The sequence below is a fragment of the Candidatus Nomurabacteria bacterium genome, assembly GCA_023898645.1.
GTDB lineage: Bacteria > Patescibacteriota > Saccharimonadia > Saccharimonadales > Saccharimonadaceae > UBA2112.
In genome coordinates this window covers 216,920-238,826 of the sequence record CP060232.1, presented here as the reverse complement: position 1 = coordinate 238,826, position 21,907 = coordinate 216,920, and the positions used below count along the sequence as shown (strand labels likewise).

Annotated in this window: 22 protein-coding genes and 1 tRNA gene; 9 read left to right on the top strand and 14 right to left on the bottom strand. The window is 47.9% G+C overall.

Annotation, left to right across the window (positions count from 1 at the left end; translation table 11 throughout):
* Positions 1-10: 10 nt before the first annotated feature.
* Complete coding sequence (locus tag H6797_01105) at positions 11-1,468, bottom strand: ComEC/Rec2 family competence protein (protein ID USN96784.1); 1,458 nt, start codon at positions 1,466-1,468, stop codon at positions 11-13.
* Positions 1,469-1,505: 37 nt separating this feature from the next.
* Here H6797_01105 and pgl point away from each other — a divergent pair, with 37 nt between their 5' ends.
* From pgl to pyrB, 4 genes are all read left to right on the top strand, one after another.
* On the top strand, positions 1,506-2,219 hold the full coding sequence (gene pgl, locus H6797_01100) for a 6-phosphogluconolactonase (GenBank protein ID USN96783.1): 714 nt from the start codon (positions 1,506-1,508) through the stop codon (positions 2,217-2,219).
* 174 nt (positions 2,220-2,393) lie between these two features.
* Positions 2,394-2,470: transfer RNA gene (locus H6797_01095), tRNA-Lys, on the top strand.
* 254 nt (positions 2,471-2,724) lie between these two features.
* Positions 2,725-3,693 (top strand): serine hydrolase, encoded by a 969-nt coding sequence (locus tag H6797_01090; protein ID USN96782.1) that lies wholly within the window; start codon positions 2,725-2,727, stop codon positions 3,691-3,693.
* Positions 3,694-3,772: 79 nt separating this feature from the next.
* Positions 3,773-4,738: an aspartate carbamoyltransferase gene (gene pyrB / locus H6797_01085; GenBank protein ID USN96781.1), complete on the top strand. Its 966-nt coding sequence runs from the start codon at positions 3,773-3,775 to the stop codon at positions 4,736-4,738.
* Here the strand turns inward: pyrB and H6797_01080 are convergent.
* The 10 genes from H6797_01080 to H6797_01035 form a co-directional block, all read right to left on the bottom strand.
* Positions 4,735-5,208, bottom strand: coding sequence for a hypothetical protein (locus H6797_01080; GenBank protein ID USN96780.1), 474 nt, complete (start codon positions 5,206-5,208; stop codon positions 4,735-4,737). The genes pyrB and H6797_01080 overlap by 4 nt on opposite strands.
* A gap of 57 nt (positions 5,209-5,265) precedes the next feature.
* Positions 5,266-5,718, bottom strand: coding sequence for a DUF192 domain-containing protein (locus tag H6797_01075; protein USN96779.1), 453 nt, complete (start codon positions 5,716-5,718; stop codon positions 5,266-5,268).
* Positions 5,719-5,724: 6 nt separating this feature from the next.
* Positions 5,725-6,636: a 30S ribosomal protein S6--L-glutamate ligase gene (rimK, locus tag H6797_01070; protein USN96778.1), complete on the bottom strand. Its 912-nt coding sequence runs from the start codon at positions 6,634-6,636 to the stop codon at positions 5,725-5,727.
* Positions 6,633-7,094, bottom strand: a complete 462-nt coding sequence (locus tag H6797_01065; protein ID USN96777.1) for an ATP-dependent zinc protease — start codon at positions 7,092-7,094, stop codon at positions 6,633-6,635. The genes rimK and H6797_01065 overlap by 4 nt, the downstream gene beginning before the upstream one ends.
* Before the next feature lie 30 nt (positions 7,095-7,124).
* Complete coding sequence (locus H6797_01060) at positions 7,125-9,794, bottom strand: APC family permease (protein USN96776.1); 2,670 nt, start codon at positions 9,792-9,794, stop codon at positions 7,125-7,127.
* 112 nt (positions 9,795-9,906) lie between these two features.
* The gene (locus H6797_01055) at positions 9,907-10,245 is read right to left on the bottom strand and encodes a hypothetical protein (protein ID USN96775.1); all 339 of its coding nucleotides are present in this window, start codon (positions 10,243-10,245) and stop codon (positions 9,907-9,909) included.
* 77 nt (positions 10,246-10,322) lie between these two features.
* Complete coding sequence (gene dnaJ / locus H6797_01050; GenBank protein USN96774.1) at positions 10,323-11,429, bottom strand: molecular chaperone DnaJ; 1,107 nt, start codon at positions 11,427-11,429, stop codon at positions 10,323-10,325.
* A 69-nt stretch (positions 11,430-11,498) separates the two neighbouring features.
* Entirely contained in the window at positions 11,499-13,343 is a 1,845-nt protein-coding gene (locus tag H6797_01045) for a hypothetical protein (GenBank protein ID USN96773.1), read from the bottom strand.
* Positions 13,344-13,433: 90 nt separating this feature from the next.
* Entirely contained in the window at positions 13,434-14,024 is a 591-nt protein-coding gene (locus tag H6797_01040; GenBank protein ID USN96772.1) for a hypothetical protein, read from the bottom strand.
* Positions 14,025-14,121: 97 nt separating this feature from the next.
* Positions 14,122-14,622: a hypothetical protein gene (locus tag H6797_01035; protein USN96771.1), complete on the bottom strand. Its 501-nt coding sequence runs from the start codon at positions 14,620-14,622 to the stop codon at positions 14,122-14,124.
* Positions 14,623-14,847: 225 nt separating this feature from the next.
* Between H6797_01035 and H6797_01030 the strand changes: the two genes are divergently transcribed.
* The 3 genes from H6797_01030 to H6797_01020 are packed head-to-tail and all read left to right on the top strand — an operon-like array spanning position 14,848 to position 16,854.
* Positions 14,848-15,378, top strand: coding sequence for a hypothetical protein (locus H6797_01030; protein ID USN96770.1), 531 nt, complete (start codon positions 14,848-14,850; stop codon positions 15,376-15,378).
* A 13-nt stretch (positions 15,379-15,391) separates the two neighbouring features.
* A complete protein-coding gene (locus H6797_01025) occupies positions 15,392-15,994 on the top strand; it encodes a sortase (protein USN96769.1) in 603 nt (200 codons plus the stop codon).
* The gene (locus tag H6797_01020) at positions 15,994-16,854 is read left to right on the top strand and encodes a hypothetical protein (protein ID USN96768.1); all 861 of its coding nucleotides are present in this window, start codon (positions 15,994-15,996) and stop codon (positions 16,852-16,854) included. Before H6797_01025 ends, H6797_01020 begins: the two co-directional genes overlap by 1 nt.
* A gap of 7 nt (positions 16,855-16,861) precedes the next feature.
* Here H6797_01020 and H6797_01015 read toward each other — a convergent pair whose 3' ends face one another.
* On the bottom strand, positions 16,862-17,593 hold the full coding sequence (locus H6797_01015) for a gamma-glutamyl-gamma-aminobutyrate hydrolase family protein (GenBank protein ID USN96767.1): 732 nt from the start codon (positions 17,591-17,593) through the stop codon (positions 16,862-16,864).
* A 156-nt stretch (positions 17,594-17,749) separates the two neighbouring features.
* Here H6797_01015 and H6797_01010 point away from each other — a divergent pair, with 156 nt between their 5' ends.
* Positions 17,750-18,142 carry a hypothetical protein gene (locus H6797_01010; protein USN96766.1) on the top strand — a complete coding sequence of 131 codons (393 nt, stop codon included), beginning with the start codon at positions 17,750-17,752 and terminating at the stop codon, positions 18,140-18,142.
* Between the two features lie 80 nt (positions 18,143-18,222).
* Positions 18,223-19,341, top strand: a complete 1,119-nt coding sequence (locus H6797_01005) for a hypothetical protein (protein ID USN96765.1) — start codon at positions 18,223-18,225, stop codon at positions 19,339-19,341.
* Here the strand turns inward: H6797_01005 and H6797_01000 are convergent.
* Together H6797_01000 and dnaK are read right to left on the bottom strand one after the other, a co-directional pair.
* Positions 19,331-19,774, bottom strand: coding sequence for a GNAT family N-acetyltransferase (locus H6797_01000; GenBank protein ID USN96764.1), 444 nt, complete (start codon positions 19,772-19,774; stop codon positions 19,331-19,333). The two genes, H6797_01005 and H6797_01000, sit on opposite strands and share 11 nt — an antisense overlap.
* 54 nt (positions 19,775-19,828) lie before the next feature.
* A complete protein-coding gene (gene dnaK / locus H6797_00995; protein ID USN96763.1) occupies positions 19,829-21,745 on the bottom strand; it encodes a molecular chaperone DnaK in 1,917 nt (638 codons plus the stop codon).
* Between the last annotated feature and the right edge of the window lie 162 nt (positions 21,746-21,907).

Sequence of the window (21,907 nt, the reverse complement as noted above, 5' to 3'; positions counted from 1 at the left end):
AAAATTCCACTCACTCGACGATGTTCGCGTTTCTCAGATCGTATTTCGTAACCCGCCAAAGATAAACGCAAATGAAGACAATGAACGCGTACGAAAGCCACACCTCCCACGGCTGAATCTCAATAATCGTCTGCGCCCATGACAAACTGGCAAAATAATGAACAACGCCCGTCATATATATCAGCACAGCCTGCGCCGGAAATCCAAGGGCAGCCGCACAAACTGGAGCAAAGATAGTGCCAATACCGGCTATAAAAGTAAGCAGCATCGCCAAGGGTACAAGTGGTAATATAAGTAGATTTGAAAAAATAGCGACGTTACTAAACTGACCAAAGGCTAGTACGAGTACAGGTAGCGTCACGATGTGCGCACTTATCGTTTCACCCAAAATCTGTCGAATCGTACCCGGATCTTTATCGCCAAAAAAGTATCGCTGCATAAGCGGCGCTAAAATCATAACGCCCGCAAATGCCGTAAAACTTAATTGCCAGCCAAGATCATTCCATGCATATGTCGGGTCTATAAGTACCGTCATGGCGGCGGCAAATGGCAGTATGACAAGCGGGTGGAATTTGCGTCCGTAATACCAAGCTGCCAAGCTCATGCCCGACACCAACCCTGCCCGCGACATACTCGGGCTCGCGCCCGTCACAGCCATGAATGCAGCAATCATCACCGTCGCGGACAGTGCTGAAAGATATTTCGAGATTTTTTCAAACAATCGCCGTGCTAGCCGGACCAAAATTGTAAGGTTGTACCCACTCGCCACAACCACATGCGTTAGCCCCGTCACAACCAAAGCCTGCTGCAACTCCGTAGGCAGTGCACGCCTTTGTCCTAATAAATAACCCAGCCCCAGGCTAGCCTGCGGCTCGCTTATACCAAGCCGAATCTTGTCGGCGAACCAATCACGAACCTGACGCGCCACATCGCCAGGTTCCGGTCGCTGCCAGCCAACAACATTCGCCCGGTACATCACCGCAGCAAAACTACCAAACCCCTTACTCAACACTCCTTTTACTCGCGCGATGTCTCCCCTTTTTATATCACCTGCTCTCGTCGTGCTAACCCATACTTTTCCTGTAACTTCATGTCCGTTAATAGTGACATCTCCTAGTCGCAATAAGGTTTCTCCGCTCCGTCCAGAATCAGGATCGTCCGTCACTTTTCCATGCACAGTTACTGAGTGACCGACAAGACCGCGATACACAACAAGCCGTGACTGCAACAATGAGCCGCGCCAGAATCCAACAATCAGGCCAGCGATAATTATCAACGGAACAAGATAAATCGACTTGCGCCACAGGACGACCGTAGCCAACGCAATCCCAACGAATAACCATGCCGCCGAACTAAATATCGCTTGGTTAATAATTGGTGCGGAAGCCGTACCAACAACAATCGCCACACATGCCATTGCGATCAACCAAGATGAATGGACTTTCTGCCTCAACTGCCATAACTGCATGTTTCAAGGATACCTTAAGATGTGTCATACTATAACTATGAGCGACATACGTGTATTCGATGATCCTTCACTCCTTGCGAAGGCGGCTGCCAAGCAGACCGTCGACGTACTAAAAGGTGCCATCGAAACATATGGTAGTGCCGTATGGGTACTAGCCGGTGGCTCTACGCCGCTTATGACGTACAGAATCATTGCAGCGAATCACGAGAACGACGTAGATTGGTCAAAGGTCACCGTCATACTAGGCGACGAGCGCGTGGGTAGACTCGACGGTCCAGACAGCAACTGGCATGCAATCAACGAAATCATTGGTGACTTACCTACCGTAAAACTACGCCCGTTGTCTGACCAGTCTGCCGAAAATGCAGCCAAAAATTATTCGAACCAGCTTTCGTCGCTACCCAAAATTGACAACGGTCTGCCACGGTTTGATTTAGTGTGGCTTGGTGTTGGCCAAGACGGTCACACGTTGTCTCTTTTTCCCGGACACAACAGCTTGCTGCCGGCCAATGATTTAGTTATACCTGTACACGATTCTCCCAAGCCACCTCGCGATCGCATTAGTTTGTCGCTACGCGCACTTCAAGGTGCCGCTACGGTCGTTATTTTAGCCGCAGGCGCAGACAAAAAGCGAGCCGTCACCGAGGCACAGCTAAACAGCCAAATGCCAATCGGCTTAGCCGTCGCCATAGTTGAGACGCATGAAGGCTCAGTGCACTGGCTTGTCGACACCGCCGCTTCACCTAATTGACAGATACCCCTGTAAAATGCTATCCTATTCCAAGGTCGCCTCTCAGGCGAACCTGTTCGCCCACAATTTTTCAAACCAAGCTTTAGCTGTTTGGAAAATTGAAAGGAGGCGTAACGAATGAGTGACAGCTTTCAAGCTTGCTTGGAAGCGAGAACTCAGAGTGAACGCCGACGCGGGTCCATAGCTCAGCTGGTTAGAGCACCTGCCTTTTAAGCAGGGTGTCGTGAGTTCAAGCCTCACTGGACCCTCCAAGAAAAATCACCTACCTCGCGTAGGTGTTTTTTCTTGAACGAGTAAAATAAGGAGACTTTAGCCGATAGCCTTAATAATTTACATATAACTTATTTTATGTTAAAATTAAAACTTAAGAAACATCGACTCAAGGAATCGCTACCAGTCGGTGTTTTTTATTTTGCAAAGATTAATTTAGTTTATTGCTCAACAGACGCTCTAACACCTTCGATACCATTGTAAATTAATCACTTTTATGCTAAAGTATTACTTAATGAACACAGGTGCAGAGCGTTCCAACTACAACGTAAATAAACTAAAATACACTGCTGCGATAATTAGCCTAGCTAGTACCGCGTTAATAGCATGCGGCGATCAACCGGACAAAAATTTCCACCTTTCTATCGTGCCTGTCGCTTCTGCGGACACAAACAATCAACCGTATATTGTCTTACAGCGTCCTGATTTCGCTAACCTGCTTGAAAAAGATTGGGACACCTACCTAAACAATCACGTGGGCGAAGTTGACATCGCCGCCTATGACTTTACGACAGGACAAGTTGCTCATACCCATTACCCAAAAGAGGCCGACGGTGCGACATTTGATACTGCAAGTATCGTTAAACTTTCGACTCTCGAGAATTTACTTTTACAAAGTCAGACAAGTGGACAGCCTATAACGCCCAATCAAAAGGCAATCGCTGCCGAAATGATTGAAAATAGCGACAACGATGCCGCCTCGATTTTGTGGAACGAAGTTGGTGATGCACCTGCTATGGACGATTACTGGCATCAAATCGGCGCGGTTTCGACTACCGCAGCTACAGGTGGCAACTGGGGAAACACGCAAACAACAGCCATCGATCAACTAAAGGTGGTAAACGCCGTTGCCTATGCGGGCACCCCATTATCACCCCTCTCGGTCGAGTCCGGCACAGTGGCAAATGAGCTAATGGACAATGTCGTACCAGATCAACGCTGGGGTGTGAGCGGCGGCGTCCCAAGCGATATGCCGGTCAAACTTAAAAACGGCTGGTTTCCAGACGCCTTTACTGCAAACGCATATTCCGATACTGACGACTGGACAATCAACAGTATCGGCTATACCAAGGGTAAGTACGCCATCGCCGTTTTAACCCGCGGTAATCCGACTATGCAGGATGGCATTAAAACTACCGAAGATTTGTCGACGATTACATGGAACGATACGCAAAATCCTGCCGAACTAATAGTTAGCCGCTAAGTGCGCGTAACGCTTTTGTATTTGCAGCTTGCGCCCAGCCCTCTGACCCACTAAAATAGACAAAAATCACGGAGGAAACATGCGACACATTTTACGCGCCGAGCAATTTGACACGGCCCAGTTATCCGAGCTGTTTGAAGGAGCCGACTACTTCAGACAAAACGATAACAGTATCGAAACAAAGCGAGATACAATGCGCCGTCATTTTGGCCGCATGATGTTGTCTATGTTTTATGAACCGTCCACTCGTACACGATTTAGTTTTGAAATCGCCGCCAAAAAACTAGGCATGGAAGTCATCGGAACCGAAAACGCAGCTGAGTTTTCTTCGGCGGCAAAAGGTGAAACTATTGAAGACACGGTACGTGTTTTCAACGAATACGGCATAGATGCCATTAGTCTGCGCACCAAAGAAGAAGGTCATGCCGACCGTGCTGCCAGTGTAAGCAACGTCCCCATCTTGAACGGTGGCGACGGCAAAGGTGAACACCCGACCCAAGCAGTACTCGACATGTACACGATCAACTCTGAACTTGGCAAGCTGGACAATCTCAACGTGGTCATAGGCGGCGATTTACTTCAAGGACGAACCGCACGATCACTTGCCGTTTTACTTTCGAAATATCACGGAAACCGTATAACATTCGTTTCCACACCCGAACTTCAGATAGGCAAAGACATCAAGGCAAGGCTTGACGAAGCTGGCGTCGCGCACCAAGAAACAGCAGAAATGTATGACGCGTTCAGAGACGCTGACGTTGTATACTGGACTCGTTTGCAACTAGAACGCCTTAAGAGTAGCGGCATCGAGTTAAGCCAACAAGAACTTAGTCTCAAGCAGGCGCAATTCCGCATAGGGGCAGCCGCGCTTGACGTATTGCCCGAACACGCCATAATCATGCACCCACTTCCCCGTGTTGACGAAATCTCAACCGAAGTCGACGATGACCCACGAGCAAAATATTTCCGTCAAGCCGGCAATGGTCTTTATATACGCATGGCTATGCTTGACCGACTAATGAACGACGCCAACCCGGCAAACTAACCCTTTTTCTTTGGTGTTCGCATAATTGCGATGTCGTACAGCGCATACCCAATTGTTGCCGTGATAATAATCGACTTGTTACTAACCAGAAACATGTAAATTTTCATGCCAGTGTCGTCGAGCGTCAAACTGCTACCGAGCGGTCCGAGCAAGAAAGACGTTGCCAGTAAAGAAAATGCCACGGCGCCGATAAGCCGAAGAAACGGACCATTATATGTAGGCCCGCCAAACAAAAGCAAAACTACCGGTGGCAGCAATACAAGGGTGGCGGCGACTACACTTGAAAGTGGAGGGGTTAATAAATCAAAACCAGCTCCTTCGACCCACGGTGTCACCTGCGACGTCCACATGGTCGAAAGCAGATAGCCAGCACAAAGCGCCAGACCAAGTACGCCAAATCGTCGACGTGTCACATATGTAAAAGCAAAAAGTATCGCGATGATTATAATGAGAACTAAGACGATGCTCATGCTTACATTATACTCCAAGGAGACAAAGTCGTTGCATGCAAGTCAAAGTTTCGCAATTTATCTAACGCCCGAAGGCAAACCGACGGGGTCACCATTTTTGATGCCGACTTTTTCAACAGTACCCGCCGGAAACTCAATCACGTAACGTGCAGGTACGGGCGACACAAAAATAGTCTTTGGATAACTCGAAGGCTGGGCGTTCTCTACTGCATGGACAACTTGCGTTGCATCGTTCAACCACACCATATCGATTGGATATTTCATGTCTTTCATCCACATCCTTGGCACTGTGTTTTCCGGAAAAACAAACAACATTGCTTCGCCCTGAGCTAGGCTGTCCGTACCCGACAATCCCTTTTCAAGCTCCGCCTTAGTTCGCATAATACTGATGTGATACAGGACGCCGTCTAGTCGTAACGTCGACTGATCAACTGACATCTGCCACCAAAGAGCAGTCACGCCAGCAATTACGGCAAGTGTGATTAAACCTGGCTTCACCCACCGTCGCATAACTATCTATGCCCCTACTTTGTCCTTTTTGTTGCGGCGCTTGGCGTTCATTTCTACATATTCAATAATTGCCGTCGCGACGTCGCGACTAGTTACCTTTTCGACGCCAAAGCCTGGGCTCGCATTTACTTCAAGTACAAGCGGTCCTCGTTCACTACGCATTAAATCGACACCGGCAACGTTTAATCCGAGCGCTCTCGCCGCCTTTATAGCAGTCTTGCGTTCTTCATCCGTCAATTTTACCGGAGTACCCTCACCGCCCTTGTGAAGATTCGAACGAAAATCATCGTCCAAACTGCGACGCTGCATACTTGCAACGACACGTCCACCCACTACAAAAGCACGAATGTCCGTACCGGCCGATTCTTTGATAAACTCTTGCAACAAAATATTCGTACCGTCTTCGTTAGTCAGATAAAATGCCTGCAATACTGACTTAGCTGCCTTCTTGCTTTCTGCTAAGACCACGCCGTTGCCATGAGTACCACGAGCAAGCTTGATGATTACCGGCGTACCGCCAAGTTTGTCGAGCAAGTCGTCTATGTCAGTTGAGTTTCGTGAGACGACAGTTTTCGGAATACCCACTCCGGCCTTGGCGAGTAGTTGCAAACTACGTAATTTGTCGCGCGCACGAACAATCGCGATTGAACTCGACACGCTGTATACGCCCTGCATTTCGAGCTGACGAACAATTGCCGAGCCGTACCGTGTCATGCTGGCAGAAATCCGTGGAATCACTGCATCAAATCCACCCAAGTCATTACCTCGATAACTAACAGTAGGATTATTTTTTTCTATAGAAGCATAACAATCACGATATTTAATTACTTTAACTTCGTGACCACGGGCGCGAGCAACCTCAACCAATCGTTTGGTCGAATAATTGCCGTTTCCGTTAGATAAAATTGCGATTTTCATAATTGTGACTGTTCCTCTTTATCAAGTTCTCTGTTTTCACGCACGTCTACTATAATCCCGTTTTCTCGCAAGAAGCGTCGGCCTATAAGTATTTCGTACTGCATGTCGGCCCGATTCGATAACCCGATTTTTACTTTATATGTCTTGCCCTGAACCACAATGTCAGTCTCTATCAGATAGCGGCTAACTCGATGACCAGTCGAACTACGTACGTATTTGCGAGTGTAGTTTTCGGTTTTTAATGTCTTTTTGCATGTTAACGGACGGTAGTGCAAAACTGTGTGGCTACCAACTTTAACTTCACGAAGTAGCGAGCAGTGGATTGCGCCAGAGAACGCACCAGTGTCGATCTTGGCAATAAATGTGTCTGGCGAAAATCCCGGTAGCACCACCGGTTCAAACGAGCCAAACACAAGTTGCTGACTACCGTTTTTCATACCATCAGAGTGTATATTCATAGCTTTACTAAGTCAATTCTTCTTATAACTCTACTCTGGTGGCACCATAGAGTCTGGAATTTGTTGATCTGGCGGATTCATGGTGTCGTCTCGCTGTTCCATTCTACGCGGATCAAGATCACCCGTACGAACATTAACGGCCAAGCGCCCCTCGGCACGCGCCCGTATCAACGGCTTCATGTCTGTCTTAATGTTTTCCCAAGATACAGACTTCATCAGGTCGACAGCCGTACTGCGCGAAATTGCCCAGTTACCATTGTCGTCCCTCGCTTTAAGCGCCTCCACCTGTGAAGATGCCTTCTGGGCGGCAAACTGATTGGCATCCATGTTTTTCCACGTCTTCGCGCTAGAACTGACTTCGCTCAGTTTGCGGTAGCCCGCTGCAACGTCACGGCTATAATCGCCGATATCCTTGGCGGAGTTATTAATATTTCCGTTATTGCTAAGGAAGTGCATAAATGTCTCGTGCATATCTGATGATTTGATATCGGCATGATGATCATTAAGCGCTTTACGTAACTCTCTAATACCCGGATCCTTGGAATTACCCAGCATGTCGGCGTAGGCACGTAGCGAGTCGACGTCCTGCCTTCTAACCGCCTTGTCGAATTCTTTACGCATTTCATTGATGTCACCAGCTTTCACATGAGACGCGGTTTTGATGGACTCGACATTTTGCTGACTGGCTTGAATTACTTCACTCATTGCTTGCGCCTTGACCTTAACTGCACCAAGTTTGTCTATACTGCCGCCGGCTAATTGCTGCAATGCAACGTTTGAAGTTAGTTCGTTAGCGTACTCACGCTGCTGTACGGCCTGTGCTCGGGCGGCGTTACTGTCGGCAATACGCTGTTCTCTAAATACCGTATGCGCTGCTTGAGAGTAAGCTGCATATGGCTGAGAAGCATCGTTCGGATTCACTTTGCCAGTAACGGCTTCTTCCCAGCGAGCATTGTCGGCAGCCTGCAATTGCTTAACGCGAGAATCTTCCAAACGCTTAACTCCCGAAAACTTCTGTAGTCGCCTATCGTGCGCCTTCTCATGTTCAAACTCGCGAGTAGCAATCGCCTCGCCACTCTCTTTCATGAGATTCGCTGTCGATGATATCGTGTGGTGACGACGGTAGCGCTTGTCGTTGTGCCACGAGGCATCAGCATACGCTTCGCCGCTCTTTTGCCATGCATCACGATCTTTTTGATCATTAAATCGCCTGAGGGCACGTTGCTGGAAATACGTACCGCCGCCGTTTGCAGCTGCAATTCGGCCCTTTGCAGCCTGAGTCTTGGAGCGGTCTTGCGCAAAGTTCTTTGCCTGTCCAACCAGTGTGCTCCTTGGCTTGTTGAGCATGCCTGCCAACTGCCCCATGAGCGATCCGCTAAAGCGTATCAAAAACGGCGTGAGCGCCAACGGTGCAACTTGTATAAACATCGCTAACAACATAACGCTGATTTGGTCGGTGTTTTGAATGACAATATACGACGCTAATTGTGAACCGCCGTACAACAACGAAAACATCGGAAATACCAACAACAAAGTAGTGAGCAATTTACGCCAACGTTCAAAAAACTTCTCAGTGTTAGGGAGCAAAAAGGCGACAAAAGCTAGTGGCGAAATAATAACGAGCACAGTAATCAGCGCCTGTCGTGCGGCCAATACGATGAGCGCCACGAGCACACTCAAGATGCCTGCAATCAAGATAGGAAACAGCAAGATAACCAAGCCCGTCATAGACCCAGCTACGGTTGCGCCAGTAAACGCAGCAAATCCGGCAAGTCCGGCGCCCACCACCGTACCACCGCTCAGCAGGAACTCTGTCATGCTCTTCCAGTTCAATACACTGCCACCAGGCATCGCTGCCGGTAATGATTGACGAATTTGCACCAATGCTTGCTGTACGCTGTCGCCTAAAATATTCGACACGTCTACGGCTACCGTACAAATGTAATATGACACGTTGACTAAAATCGCGGCTATGATAAGGCGCGGAATCATCTTTTTAAGCTCGTAATTACTTATGCCATACGTAGATATCTGAGCATAAATAATCACTAAAAACGCCACGATAAATGATGTGTTAGCCAGATTGCGAGCAATCGTCCACGCCTGATACATGCCACTATTTGTATCTGTAGTTAGTGGTCGGACAGTCAAAAAACCACTGATGAGATTGAAGACATGATCCATGCCATCGGCAATCCATCGAGATACGCTACAAATAATCCAGCCTACACCAGTCACGGCGCAGGATGTGTGATTCTGGCTGTTACTAGAGCTTGCATCACCATTGGCGCCACTTGTATTGGCACTAACGGTAATCATGTCTCCATTTGGCGGACGCGGATTACTGTATATCTGACCATCATAACTGTATGTAAATGACTTAGCGTTGGAAACGTCTTTGGTCGTGTCTGCGCTAGGATCAATCGCAATGATTGACACATCCTGCCCACCTGTTGGTTGCGTAGAATAAACATTCCAATTTATTGGAACACCAGGCAGTGTTGGCGGCGATTGTACCTTGTCGTAAGTATTGCCGTTATAGCTAATTGAATCGCCATTCCAGCTAGCGTTTACCGCAAAAGAAGTGGGACTATTCGTGGCTGCCATGAACACGGCCGACGTCAATACGGCCATTAACAGCAGGGCAATCTTGCGTAAAGTAAAACCGCCGACCGTGGACAATCGGATAGAATCCCACATGACATCTGTTATTATACTATTTTATAGTCAAGATTTCAACTATATTTCAGTCTATGTAAACATAAGACTAATGAATTCAAAATTTGGGGTAAAACCCCACAGTAGGGCTGACCTACTGTGGGGTTTCGGTGGGAGTATCTTCGGGCTGATTTTCGGCCACATTGATCTTAAAATCTTCTGGCATATCAGGAAGTGGCGGAAATTCATATTCATCTAAATCAGACGCCCATTCCCTGGCAGGTTTATCGATTCCTGGAAGCCGATTCATTGATGTGTCATGTTCTTTTTGGCTACTACCACCGGCTTTCCATGAAATAGCTCCGATGGTCACTCCACCAACAACGATCAATGCAATCAATAAACCGAAAAAACCGAACAACCAGCCAAAAAGCCAAAGGCCCAAGACGGTCACAACTACAGTCGCAAACGTCCGCGGTCCTGTTTTCAGCATGTCCCTATCCTCTCACTCGAGTGACTGTGTCACTTAGTGAAACTATAGGCTATTTTTGTATTTTCATCAACTAAATTCTAAAATATGCCACGTTTTTTGGAGCCACCGAATTGCTGCAACAATTCTTTCTGCTGCTTTGACAGCTTCGTCGGAGTATCTACGACAATCGTTACAATGTGCGGTCCACGCGACTGACCGCGTAAGTGCGGTACGCCGTGACCTGAAAGTTTAAAATCTGTTCCGCTCTGCGTGCCAGACGGCACTTTCATACGGACCATACCATCTACCGTGTCGACTTCGATCTCTGTACCCAGTGCGGCTTCTACCATGTCGACATGCTCTTCGGACAATATAATGTCTGCTTCGCGTGTGAACTTTTTGTGAGCCTTAACTCTAATATGTACGTACAAATCGCCCCGACCACCGCCACCAGCTGCCTCGCCGTGACCTTGTAATCGTATCGTCGCACCGTCATCTATACCAGCTGGAATCTTAATTGTTAGCTGCTCTTTGCTGCGTTGAGTCCCTTTGCCACGACAGACGCTACAAACTTTCTCTGGAATCTGACCTCGGCCCTTACACTCCGCACAAGTTGTTGCTTGTTGGATCTGACCAAAAACCGTATTAACAATTCGTACCTGCTGACCGCTACCCTGACATGTCGGACAAGTCTTCAAACTATGACCGGGCTCTACCGTCGTGCCTTTGCAGTGCTCGCACTCGACTTCCATGTCGAGCGAGACGTCGCGTTCAACACCAAATACAGCTTCATCAAATGTTAACGTCATGCTCGTTTCTACATCGCGTCCGCGTCGCGGGCCGTGCTGTTGCTGCTGCCCGCCCCCAAAGAACTGACCGAACATATCGCCTAAACCACCATCACCAAAATCAAAATGAACGTTTTGACCGCCAAATCCACCAAAGCCCTCAAAGGGATTACCGCCTCCGCCACCGCCGCCGCTTGAACCACCAACTCCAGCATGACCGAACTGGTCATACCGTTGGCGTTTCTGCTGGTCTTTGAGCACTTCGTAGGCTTCGTTTATTTCTTTGAATTTCGTTTCATCACCACCCTCTTTGTCGGGGTGATGTTTAACCGCAGCCTTGCGAAAAGCCTTTTTGATTTCATCGGCCGAAGCGCTTTTGCCGATGCCTAGAACTTCGTAATAATCACGTTTTGTCATCTGTATCCACTATAGTAAACTAGCACTCCGGAGTCAAGAGTGCTAGTCAACTATTCTCTAGTAAAATCTTTATGTTCGCGAGCTTACTGCCTCGGTCAAGCCTCCTCCGTGCGGCGCCCTAGTCGGCAACGTTGGCCGGCGCTTTCGAATGAGCCAAAGTGCACCTGATATGCCGGCGGCGCCGAAGCCGATAGTCATCAAGATGTTTGAAAATACATCTTCGAAAGGCTTTGGTGCAACTGGGATTAACCTCAATTGTTCAGATGGAGCACGTAGGCCGCTCAGCTGAGTGAATGGCTTGCCGCCAGTCGGCTTACTGCCAGAACCACTTACTCCCGCTACTGTCGCGTGGCTTTGCGTGGCCGGCGTATATCCGAAATGCATCAGTTGGCCGGCCGTTGGCAATGCAGCGATTCTGGCTCCAGCCGACGGAACAGCGTCACCGCTGAGTGGCGTGATGGTGCCCGCCGCTGTGTTTATGCCGAAGCTACCGATCCACGTACCGTACACATTGATAAACAGTACGCCGAACCAGTCGCTCAGGTTAAACTGACTCGTGCTGATGTTGGCAATGTTAGCGCTAGCTGTAGCATTGCCTGTCACGGCGTCACCAGCTGTCGTATTTTTCGTCACAGTCGCATCGCCAGATGCTGATGACAGATCAAGGTTATTGATAATCTTCGCGTTGTTATTTAGATTAGCGGTGTCACTTATATTCGTAGTGTCACTGATTACTCCGCTACCGAGAGCCGCAGATGTTGCACCCGGTGCGTCGACGATCATGCCTACCCATTTACCAAGCACGTTCACGAAAACAAGTAGGCTTTTCTTGGCATCAACCTGATGACCGGTCAAGTTCAAAATTGTTAGATTCGTCTGAGCATTGCCGCTTTTTGCCGTACCGGCAGTCGTATTGCCACTAACCGTAGCCGTGCCACTCGTCGCGTTTAACTTGACGTTATTAACTATCGACTGGTTGTCATTAATGTTTGCCGTCTGGTCTAGGTTGTAATTGCCATACACCTGAGCATTGCTTGCCAGTAATTGTGGTATGAAGTCAGGAGAGACCAATATATCACCGTTTAAATTGCCGTATATGTTAACCGTGCCAATGAATGATTTGTTGGCTGCAATAATCGTGTCGATCAGGTTCATCACATCGGCGACAGTGTTGGCATTGCCAGACTTCGCACTGCCGGCAGTCGTGTTGCCGCTGACCGTCGCATTACCGCTAGTAGACTTAAGCGTCTGATTGTTCACAAGTGTGTCGTTGTTGTTAACATTCGTCTTGCTTGAAAGATTTGTATTTTTATCAATCGTTGCATTATTGATGTTCGGACCAATGCTAATGTCGCCAGTGATGTCGCCATAAAGGTTCATCGTAAAGTGCGCGATTCCAGAAGTATCGCCGTTACCAACCGTCGAGTGAACGCTATTAATGATTGTCGTACTACCGTTTGCGTCACCTGTCTGCGCATCACCGGCGGTCGTATTTTTGACGACACCCGCATCACCGCTACCGGTATTTGAGTTCAGATTGTTCGTCACGCCCACATTATTGTTGTCGTTTGTCGTTGCCGCCGCGTTGGTGCTGTCAGTAACAGTAGCATCGCCCGCTGGAGCTGGGTCCGAAGATTTCGCGGTAGTGTCAGGTGGCGTCGTGTCGCTTGTAGGAGCGGGTGAATCAGAAGGGCTCGGTGATACAGACGTGTTCTTTACGTATTTGCCTGTCGCCTTGTTCCACGTCCAGTCCTCATCACTCCAGTGTTTATCGGCTGTATTATATGTATAGTTGTGCTTCTTGTTTTGAGCAGTGTCAGCACTAACGATAGTAGATAGAGGGGCGCCACCCGCAAATATCACCACGAACAGGTAAATGACTACTCCCCTTATAATGTGTCTAGCTCGTTGCACGTTCCCCTCCTTTCTTTATATTGTTGTCGTTACCGAAAAATAATTTCTGGCGGGGGAGTTAACGCACTCCCCCATGTCGGCTCACCCGTACTAGTTGTTAACGCTCAGGTTAACTGTTTGTGTGTTCGTATTGGTTGCTGCGCCAGTGATGGCAGAACCACCAGTCGTGTTGCAGTCCACGCTTGCGCTACCAGACTGAGCATTCTGGTTATTCGTGTTTGTGATATTGAAGTTATTATTGTTATTTACATTCAGGTTGTTGTTCGTGCTGAACTGAACCTGATTGTTCGAGTAAGGGCCAGTCGTATTGATATTGGCCACGCTGTTTGCCGCAGCGGCACCAGCGAACCAGCCGCCATAACCTGCACCAGCATTGCTGACATTTGCAGAAACGTTCGAACTATTGAAGTTGCTTGCTGGTCCGGTCTGAGCCGTACCGCCAAACGTATTACCAGAAACGTTTGCAAAACCGGAATGCGCGTTCTGATTATTCAGGTTGTTCGCGTTTAAATTGTTGTTGTTGTTTAAATTCGCATTGTTGTTTAAATACGAAGATATTTGGTTATTTGACGATGGGCCTGTGTAGCCGATCGTTCCTGCAGTCGCACCGGCGAACCCGGAAAGTCCCACCACTAGACCGAGCGACGTCACTACCGCACCTGCTGACCTTGCTATTTTCATTTTGTCCCTCCTTATTGTTATTAATGGATTTTGACTTCGGGTGTTCGCCCGATTCCGACTGCAGACAGCCTGCTGTCGGAATCGACTGACCACTCACCTAATTACCCGACCCCGCTTGCAAGTCCTCCGGATTAGTTGTTACCTGTACATTCGATGACGACGTATAAATATTCGAATTAGTCGCGTTTCCGCTTGTTGACACATTAATATCAGTCTTACTTCCATCGTCGGAATAAATAGTCTTGTGCATCGACCCATTTTCTGGGACTTTGATCTGCTTGCCATTTACCTGAATATTCGTACTCATGGAACCTCCTGACGGTGAAACTATATTAGTGATCTGCTGAGACGCATGTACACCAGGTGTACTACTAGATGTACTCGAGCCTGGAGAAAGCTGGCTATCATTTGCAGCACTCGACGTATTCGAAGTCACAAAGTGTTTTGTAGTAAGCAGTGCCGTAGTTGTAACTACTAGTAGCGTCGCAGCCATGATAAATACAAAGGCGCGGTGCCGCGAGATGAACCTTCTAGAATTAGGAATATACGGAACCGACTTGGTTAAAAACCTGACGACTGACACAAAATAACCTCTCATTGTATGTAATTTCCTCCCTGATTTTCCTTAGAATGTGCGCGATTGATTCCTTTCAGTGTAGTGAGAGTTTGAATATTATTTTGTTAAAAAAATTACACTTATCCCATTTTCCCCCTTAAAAATCAACCTGCTTATGAATATAATAAATTTTGATGATTGTCATATATATTTTAATGTGCATAAAATGGGAATAGGAAATAATTAAATTTCGATTAGGAGATTTGAATGAACAAGGTCATCCACATAGCAACGTCAGCAGTAGTAAGTGCTGCATGTATGGGTAGTTTTGCCAGTGCGGCAACGTGTGACGGTATAGTCACATTAACCGGCCCTGACTCAAACAACACAGTAAGTTGTAATGATGTAAATAACATCAACGTGACCTGTAACAACAATTTATGGGTAGGTACGGTCAACAACCAGACTGGGTCTAGCGGCAGCGGTGACGTGAGCGGCAATACTACAGGTGGCAACGTGGCTACAGGTACAGTTGTCAATGACAACGGCCAAAATGTCACCATCGGTACTAGCTGTAACGGTGCCGATGGAGGTGGTGGCGTAGGTGTAGCGTCCACACCTACACCTAGCGCACCTGAAAATCCTAGTGGCGCAGGCTCTACTACCCCATCAGTACTCCCATATACAGCCAACGATACACCACTCAGTATTGCAGTTACTGGCATAGTGACCGCCGCGGGAGCCTACGTTGCTACGCGCCTAGGCATCATCGCGTTTCGTCACTATAAATTGAAATAAGAGGAGCGGAAGCATGCTGCAAAAAATCAATTTATATAGCAGCATAGCCTCCGTCTATCTTTTAACCATAGGAGTGATTGCTATAGTCCTGTACTCGTCACATACATTTGGTACGCCAGTATGGGCTATAAGTAAACCGAGTCCAACATATCGAAAACCAGCTAAACCAGTCATTGTGGTACCAGACACAATTTCTGGTGAGCCTATCCGTCTCGTCATACCAGCAAGAAATATCGATTTACAAATCGACGAGGGCAGGTATGACGAGGCTTCCAAAACTTGGACGCTCAGCCCGACTCATGCTGAATTCGCGACATCAACCATGCCGGCAAACGACCAAGGGGGCGCTACATTTATATACGGCCACGGAACCTACCCGGTACTTGGAAGAATTGGCACCAACCATCCGCCAATAGGTAGCGTCGCCGAAATTCATACAGACAATAAACACGTGTTTACTTACGTACTGCAGTCAGTTCACAACTTAAATCCGACCGATACTTCCATATTAAGTAACGTCGCGTCTGGTCCACCGCGGCTCATTGTACAAACGTGCACCGGCGCGTTCAGTGAGTGGCGAACAGAATTTATTTTTTCATTCCAAAAGGTGCAGTAATGGAGCTTATCGTCATAACTATCATCGGTTTTATACTCGCTCTTGTTACCGGAGCGACATTGCTAGGCATGACAATTCACGACATTCGCAAAATAAGACTTGAATCGCAATTACGCAGCCGCCCGCGCATTCGTTTCAAAAAACTCCCCCTCGTATCGATCTATGTCGACGGTACGCCGTCCAACAAATGCATGGAAAGTATATGGAACAACGATTATCGAAAAATTGAAATAAAACCACTCAGTCAACCGATCAATGGCAAGCTCATACTGAGACTAAAGTCTGACTACGTTCTAGAAAAATCGGCGATAAATTACGCAGTTCACCGGCTCGAAAAAGACCGGTCGCTCGTCGTCGTTGAACTATCGCCGGTTCTCCAGTTTCCAGATACTTTCGGACAGTTGCTTCACGCATATCGCCTCATTGCTGCCGCCCCTTTTGCTTCATCGCGTGCCGGGTTTGGCATTGCACTCACTCATCCGCTCAACCCAATTCTAATACGGCCAAGTTATCATAAAAACATGCGAACGAAAACGTACGCAATCACTCGATGGTTTGCTTTCGTAGCGTGCATCGTTGCGCAGATATACGCTTGTTTTCTCGCTCTTTTTCTTTACCAACCAATTTTACTCATTGGCTGTCTGAGTTGCTTCTGGCTATGGATGGTTGCTGCAATCACACACTACCCTCACCTCTCATTTCGTCAAAGAATTTTTTATGCGTTGCTCATACCAACCTCACTTGGCTATATCGTTTTGCTTGGTATTTGCGCCGTGGTTAAATCCATGTTTTATCGCTCGGATGGTGAAGCAAAACAATCACCGTGGGAGTCTGCCCATAAACGTATAGTCGCTCTTTAAACGTCATCTAATCAGTCGTTGCTTCAACAAACGACCGAAATAACCGCGTCCAACGCGACGTTTCATTTTTCACGATTCTCTCCGGATGCGACTGCACTCCAATGAGATACCCGGCACCCGAACCCTCTACCGCTTCTATGATTCCATCGCTAGTTCGAGCGCTCACGACTAGGTTCTCGCCAACGTCTTTGATTGCCTGATGATGAAATGAATTCGCCATTATGCTCGTCTTTCCTAAAATTCGAGCCAACTCCGATTGATGCTCGATTCTTAACTCGTGTGAAAGATGTCCAATACCTGCCTGCAAGTTATGGCCGTCGTGATCGATTGCCCCCGGCACTTCGTGCGTAATGTCTTGATAAAGTGTGCCGCCAAGCTTTACGTTCAAAAGTTGCATGCCGCGGCAAATCGCAAGAATCGGCATCCTGTTTCTGAGTGCCATTTCCATGAGGGTTAGCTCATGCCAGTCGCGAGCTTCATCGACTCCATACGCATATCGTGATTGTTCGCCATATTGCCTTGGCGATATGTCATCACCACCGGCAAACAATATGCCGTCGAGTTGATAAAAGACGTCGCGCACATCGTCCACACTCGACGCCGTCGGTATAATCATCGGTACGCCGCCAGCCTGACGGACTGCATCTATATAACTGATTTTTTGCCCATAATAAGATTGATGCTCAGACTGCTGCTGTTCTCGGATTGTCTCCGCCGTAATACCAATAAGAGGTTTCATAGCATCATCAGTATAACACCTGAATACTCGCCTTTTCTTGCAATCGTGATGGTTTCATTATAGAATCACTGCAAATTCCCTGCTCCCGCATGGTGGTCGCATATCACGCGATAACAGTCACGTTGTTGTGACTAGGAGTCCTTTTTAGGAGAACAAATGGTTAAGAGATTGCTCGTGTCACTACTTGCTGTTCTTGGCTTATCCGCCGGCCTCGCTCCCAGCGCAGCTGCAGACGGACCGCCAATCACCGGGTCGAGAATCGACCTGAGCGTAACCGCGACGACAAACGGCGTGCAGACTAACCGGTCAACCATCATCTCGTTTAATCGAGACAACGTTGTGGCTAGCGACTGGTTCAACGTAGACGCAACCCCGTGGCATCAATGGTTCTACGTGCATAGAAGCCCCTATGGTTTCTTGTACCTGAGCGCACAGCCGACCAACCCAAACCCCGTCTATGGCGTTGTCACGTACACGTGCAAAATCTCAGTCAACGGCGTTGTTGTCTCAAGCCACACCGCTGTCAGTAGCGTTACTTGCTCCATCTGACCAAAATCTCACCAATGCCCCCTGTCCGTTTACGCGGTTCGGGGGCATTTTCTTTTTAACTTCATGTTATACTTACGCTAATGGAAAAATTTACTCGCGCTGTCGGCGGCATCCTGGGTACACTCCGCGCCGAATACCAACAAATCTTCAATCGTTACTTTGGCACTGTTTTTTACTTCGAGGGTGATGCCAAGCAAATTTGCGAACAGGTCGTCGACCAGCTATGGGAGGGCGACTTTTACCGCACCAGCCTGGGGCATTTCGACTTTTTCTGGATGCGTGATTTTGGCACCGTTGCGCAGTCGCTCACTAAAATCGGATACAAAGATCACGTACACGAAACGTTGTCGTGGGCTATGTACCATTTCCAACGAGCCGGCGAAGTAACACTTTGCATCGACAAGTCTGGCCACACATTTAACGCACCAGCCAAGAAAAGCGTCGACGCCCTACCTTGGCTACTTCACAGCATCGTCGTCAGTGACTACCCACTCAACAAAATGGAGCGTAAATTCTTGGAGCGGCAACTACGCGGCTACTGCAAAGGTTTGCTGGAAGGTACTACTGGTAACCTCAAAAGAGTTCGCTACGCCGAACTACGCGACGCAGTCAATTACAACCGAAGCGCCTACTCAATCGCACTGATCGCTCGCATGGCAACCTGTGTCGAAAAACTAAAACTCAACGGCTTTCCCTACCCGGCGACTCATTACCGCGACCTACTTCTTGTCAATTACTGGAACGGCGATTTCTTTAAAGCCGACTTTGTAACCGATATCTGGAGCTCAGAATGCGGCCTAATTCCGTTTTACCTAGGCGTCATAGACGACAAAGAAAAGCTTGGCAAAACACTAGACTACATCAACAAAGCAAAACTCAACGAGCCGTATCCACTACAGTACTGTCAGCAGCCTGATAAGTTTTATTATCGACCTTTCATGGGCAAGACTTTAATGCCAAACTACACCGGTACAACCATCTGGACATGGTTTGGGTCATGGTACTTACACCTACTCAAAGATAATAAACGACCAGAGTATGAACGCGAATATGCCAAGTTTTCGGAACTGATAGAACGTCACGGCACGTACCCCGAAATGGTAGGTCCAGACGGTGGCTGGTTTACAGCGCCGCTCTACAATGGAGACCCAGGTATGGTCTGGGCAGCAATCTTTCTAGAGCTCGATGTCAAGAAATAATATCTTTTATCATCTCTGGGTGATACGCACCCGCCCACTCGACACCTTCGCCAGTATCTTCGTAACCAAGTGCATGATAAAACGGTATGGCCTCTGGTGTTGAATTCAGCCGTACTCGCTGACCGCCCATAACTCCTACAATACCTTCGAGTATACCCATGGCATACCCGCCCAGTCCGCGACGCTGTTGCTCAGTTGCTACGACCATTCGGCGCACCACGTATTCGGCATCGCCAGATTTATCGAGACGTACTGCCGTCACTATGCGCCTCTCCTCACCATAAAGCACCATGTGTACATTGTCAGGGTTTCGATCATTGTCGCTTGGCTCGGTAATTTCCGGCGCGCCAACCGGCTCATCGAGCAATTCGTAACGTAATTTCAGCACTTGCTTAAAGTCTTCGTCGTCGGGATATATTCTGTCGATTTCCATGATTCAATAATAACAAAAAGAGGAGCCGAAGCTCCTCCTTTTGCGAATGTTAAATTACTTTTCGTCTTTCTTTTCGTCTTTTTTCTCTTCGTCGACGACTTCACCTTCGACCGGCTCGTCTTTTTTGTCGCCTTCTTCGCCCTCGGCTGGCTTTTCTTCGGCAGCGGCTTGCTCATACATCTTGGCACCAATCGGCATAATCTTGTCGTTGAGTGCCTTTACTGCTGCTTCGAGTTCGTCTTTAGACGCATCGGCGTTTTCTTTGACCTTCTTTGCTTCTTCGGCAGCTTCTTTGATTGTCTTTACATCGTCTTCAGAAATCTTGTCTTTGAATTCGTCGGGCATCTTCTCCGCCTGATAAATTGCGTTTTCGAGCTGGTTGCGGGCATCGACTGCTTCACGCTTTTTCTTGTCTTCATCAGCGTGCATTTCGGCTTCTTTTTGCGCCTTTTCGATGTCTTCTTTACTCATGTTGCCACTGTCTTGGATGGTAATCGACTGCTCTTTGCCAGTACCCTTGTCTTTGGCAGTCACGTTCAAGATACCGTTAGCATCGAGGTTAAATGTCACTTCAATCTGTGGCACGCCACGTGGCGCTGGGGCAATACCGTCGAGCACAAATCGGCCGAGAGATTTGTTGTCACTTGCCATTTCGCGCTCACCTTGCAGCACATGGATTTCCACTTGCGGCTGGTTGTCAGCAGCGGTACTAAACGTCTCGGACTTGCTGGTAGGGATAGTTGTATTGCGTTCGATAAGCTTGGTCGATACACCGCCCATAGTCTCGATGCCGAGGCTGAGCGGAGTCACGTCGAGTAGCAACACGTCCTTTACATCACCCTGCAACACGCCACCCTGAATCGCTGCACCTACAGCCACAACTTCGTCTGGGTTCACACCCTTGAGCGGGTCTTTGCCGAAGATAGCTTTGACCTTCTCTACCACTGCAGGCATACGAGTCATACCACCCACGAGGACGACTTCGTTGATGTCGCCAGCCTTCAAATCAGCATCCTTCAATGCCTTTTCGACAGGATCAGCCAAACGGTCAATCAAGTCCTTGACTAGCTCTTCTAATTTGGCACGAGTCAGTTTGTACTCGAAGTGCTTTGGACCATCGGCATCAGCTGTGATGAATGGCAGGTTCACTTCATATTCACTAGTGCTCGAAAGCTCTTTTTTGGCTTTTTCGGCTTCGTCTTTGAGACGCTGCATTGCAGCCTTGTCGTTCTTTAGGTCTACACCTTCTTCGTTTTTGAATACATCGATAAAATGGTTGACGATACGGTTGTCGAAATCTTCACCACCTAGGTGTGTATCGCCGTTGGTAGAGCGAACTTCAAACACGCCATCACCTAGCTCGAGGATCGATACGTCGAACGTACCACCACCAAGGTCAAATACAGCAATTTTTTCGTCTTTTTTGCTTTCCAGACCATACGCAAGTGCGGCAGCAGTTGGCTCATTGATGATACGCTTGACCTCTAGGCCAGCAATCTTACCAGCGTCTTTGGTTGCTTGACGCTGTGAGTCATCGAAGTACGCAGGAACGGTAATAACCGCTTCGGTGACTTTTTCGCCTAGAAATGCTTCGGCGTCTGCCTTGAGCTTGCTCAAGATCATCGCACTGACTTCTTCTGGTGTGTAGTCCTTGTCGCCCATCTTGACCGCTACGCCATCGCCCTTTTTGACGATTGCATATGGCATGATGTCATGATCTTTTTGGACTTCTTTGTCGCTAAACTTACGACCGATGAGTCGCTTCACACCATAGATAGTGTTTTCGGCGTTGGTCACGCGCTGACGCTGAGCCACCTGACCGACCAAACGATCGCCCTTTTTGTTGATAGCTACAACACTTGGAGTTGTACGGTTGCCCTCGGCATTTGCGATAACTTCTGGCTTGCCAGCAACCATGTATGCCATAGCAGAGTTAGTAGTACCGAGGTCGATTCCGATAATTTTTCCCATAATATATACCCTTTCCCTTAAGATATTTTGTACTGTTATTCTTATTCTATTCTAGCACTCTACCATGTAGATTGCCAATACTTTGAGTGTAAAAAATTAGCACTCGGATGTCAAGAGTGCTAATTATTATTGAGTGAAATTGAGAATAATGAAAAACGATTA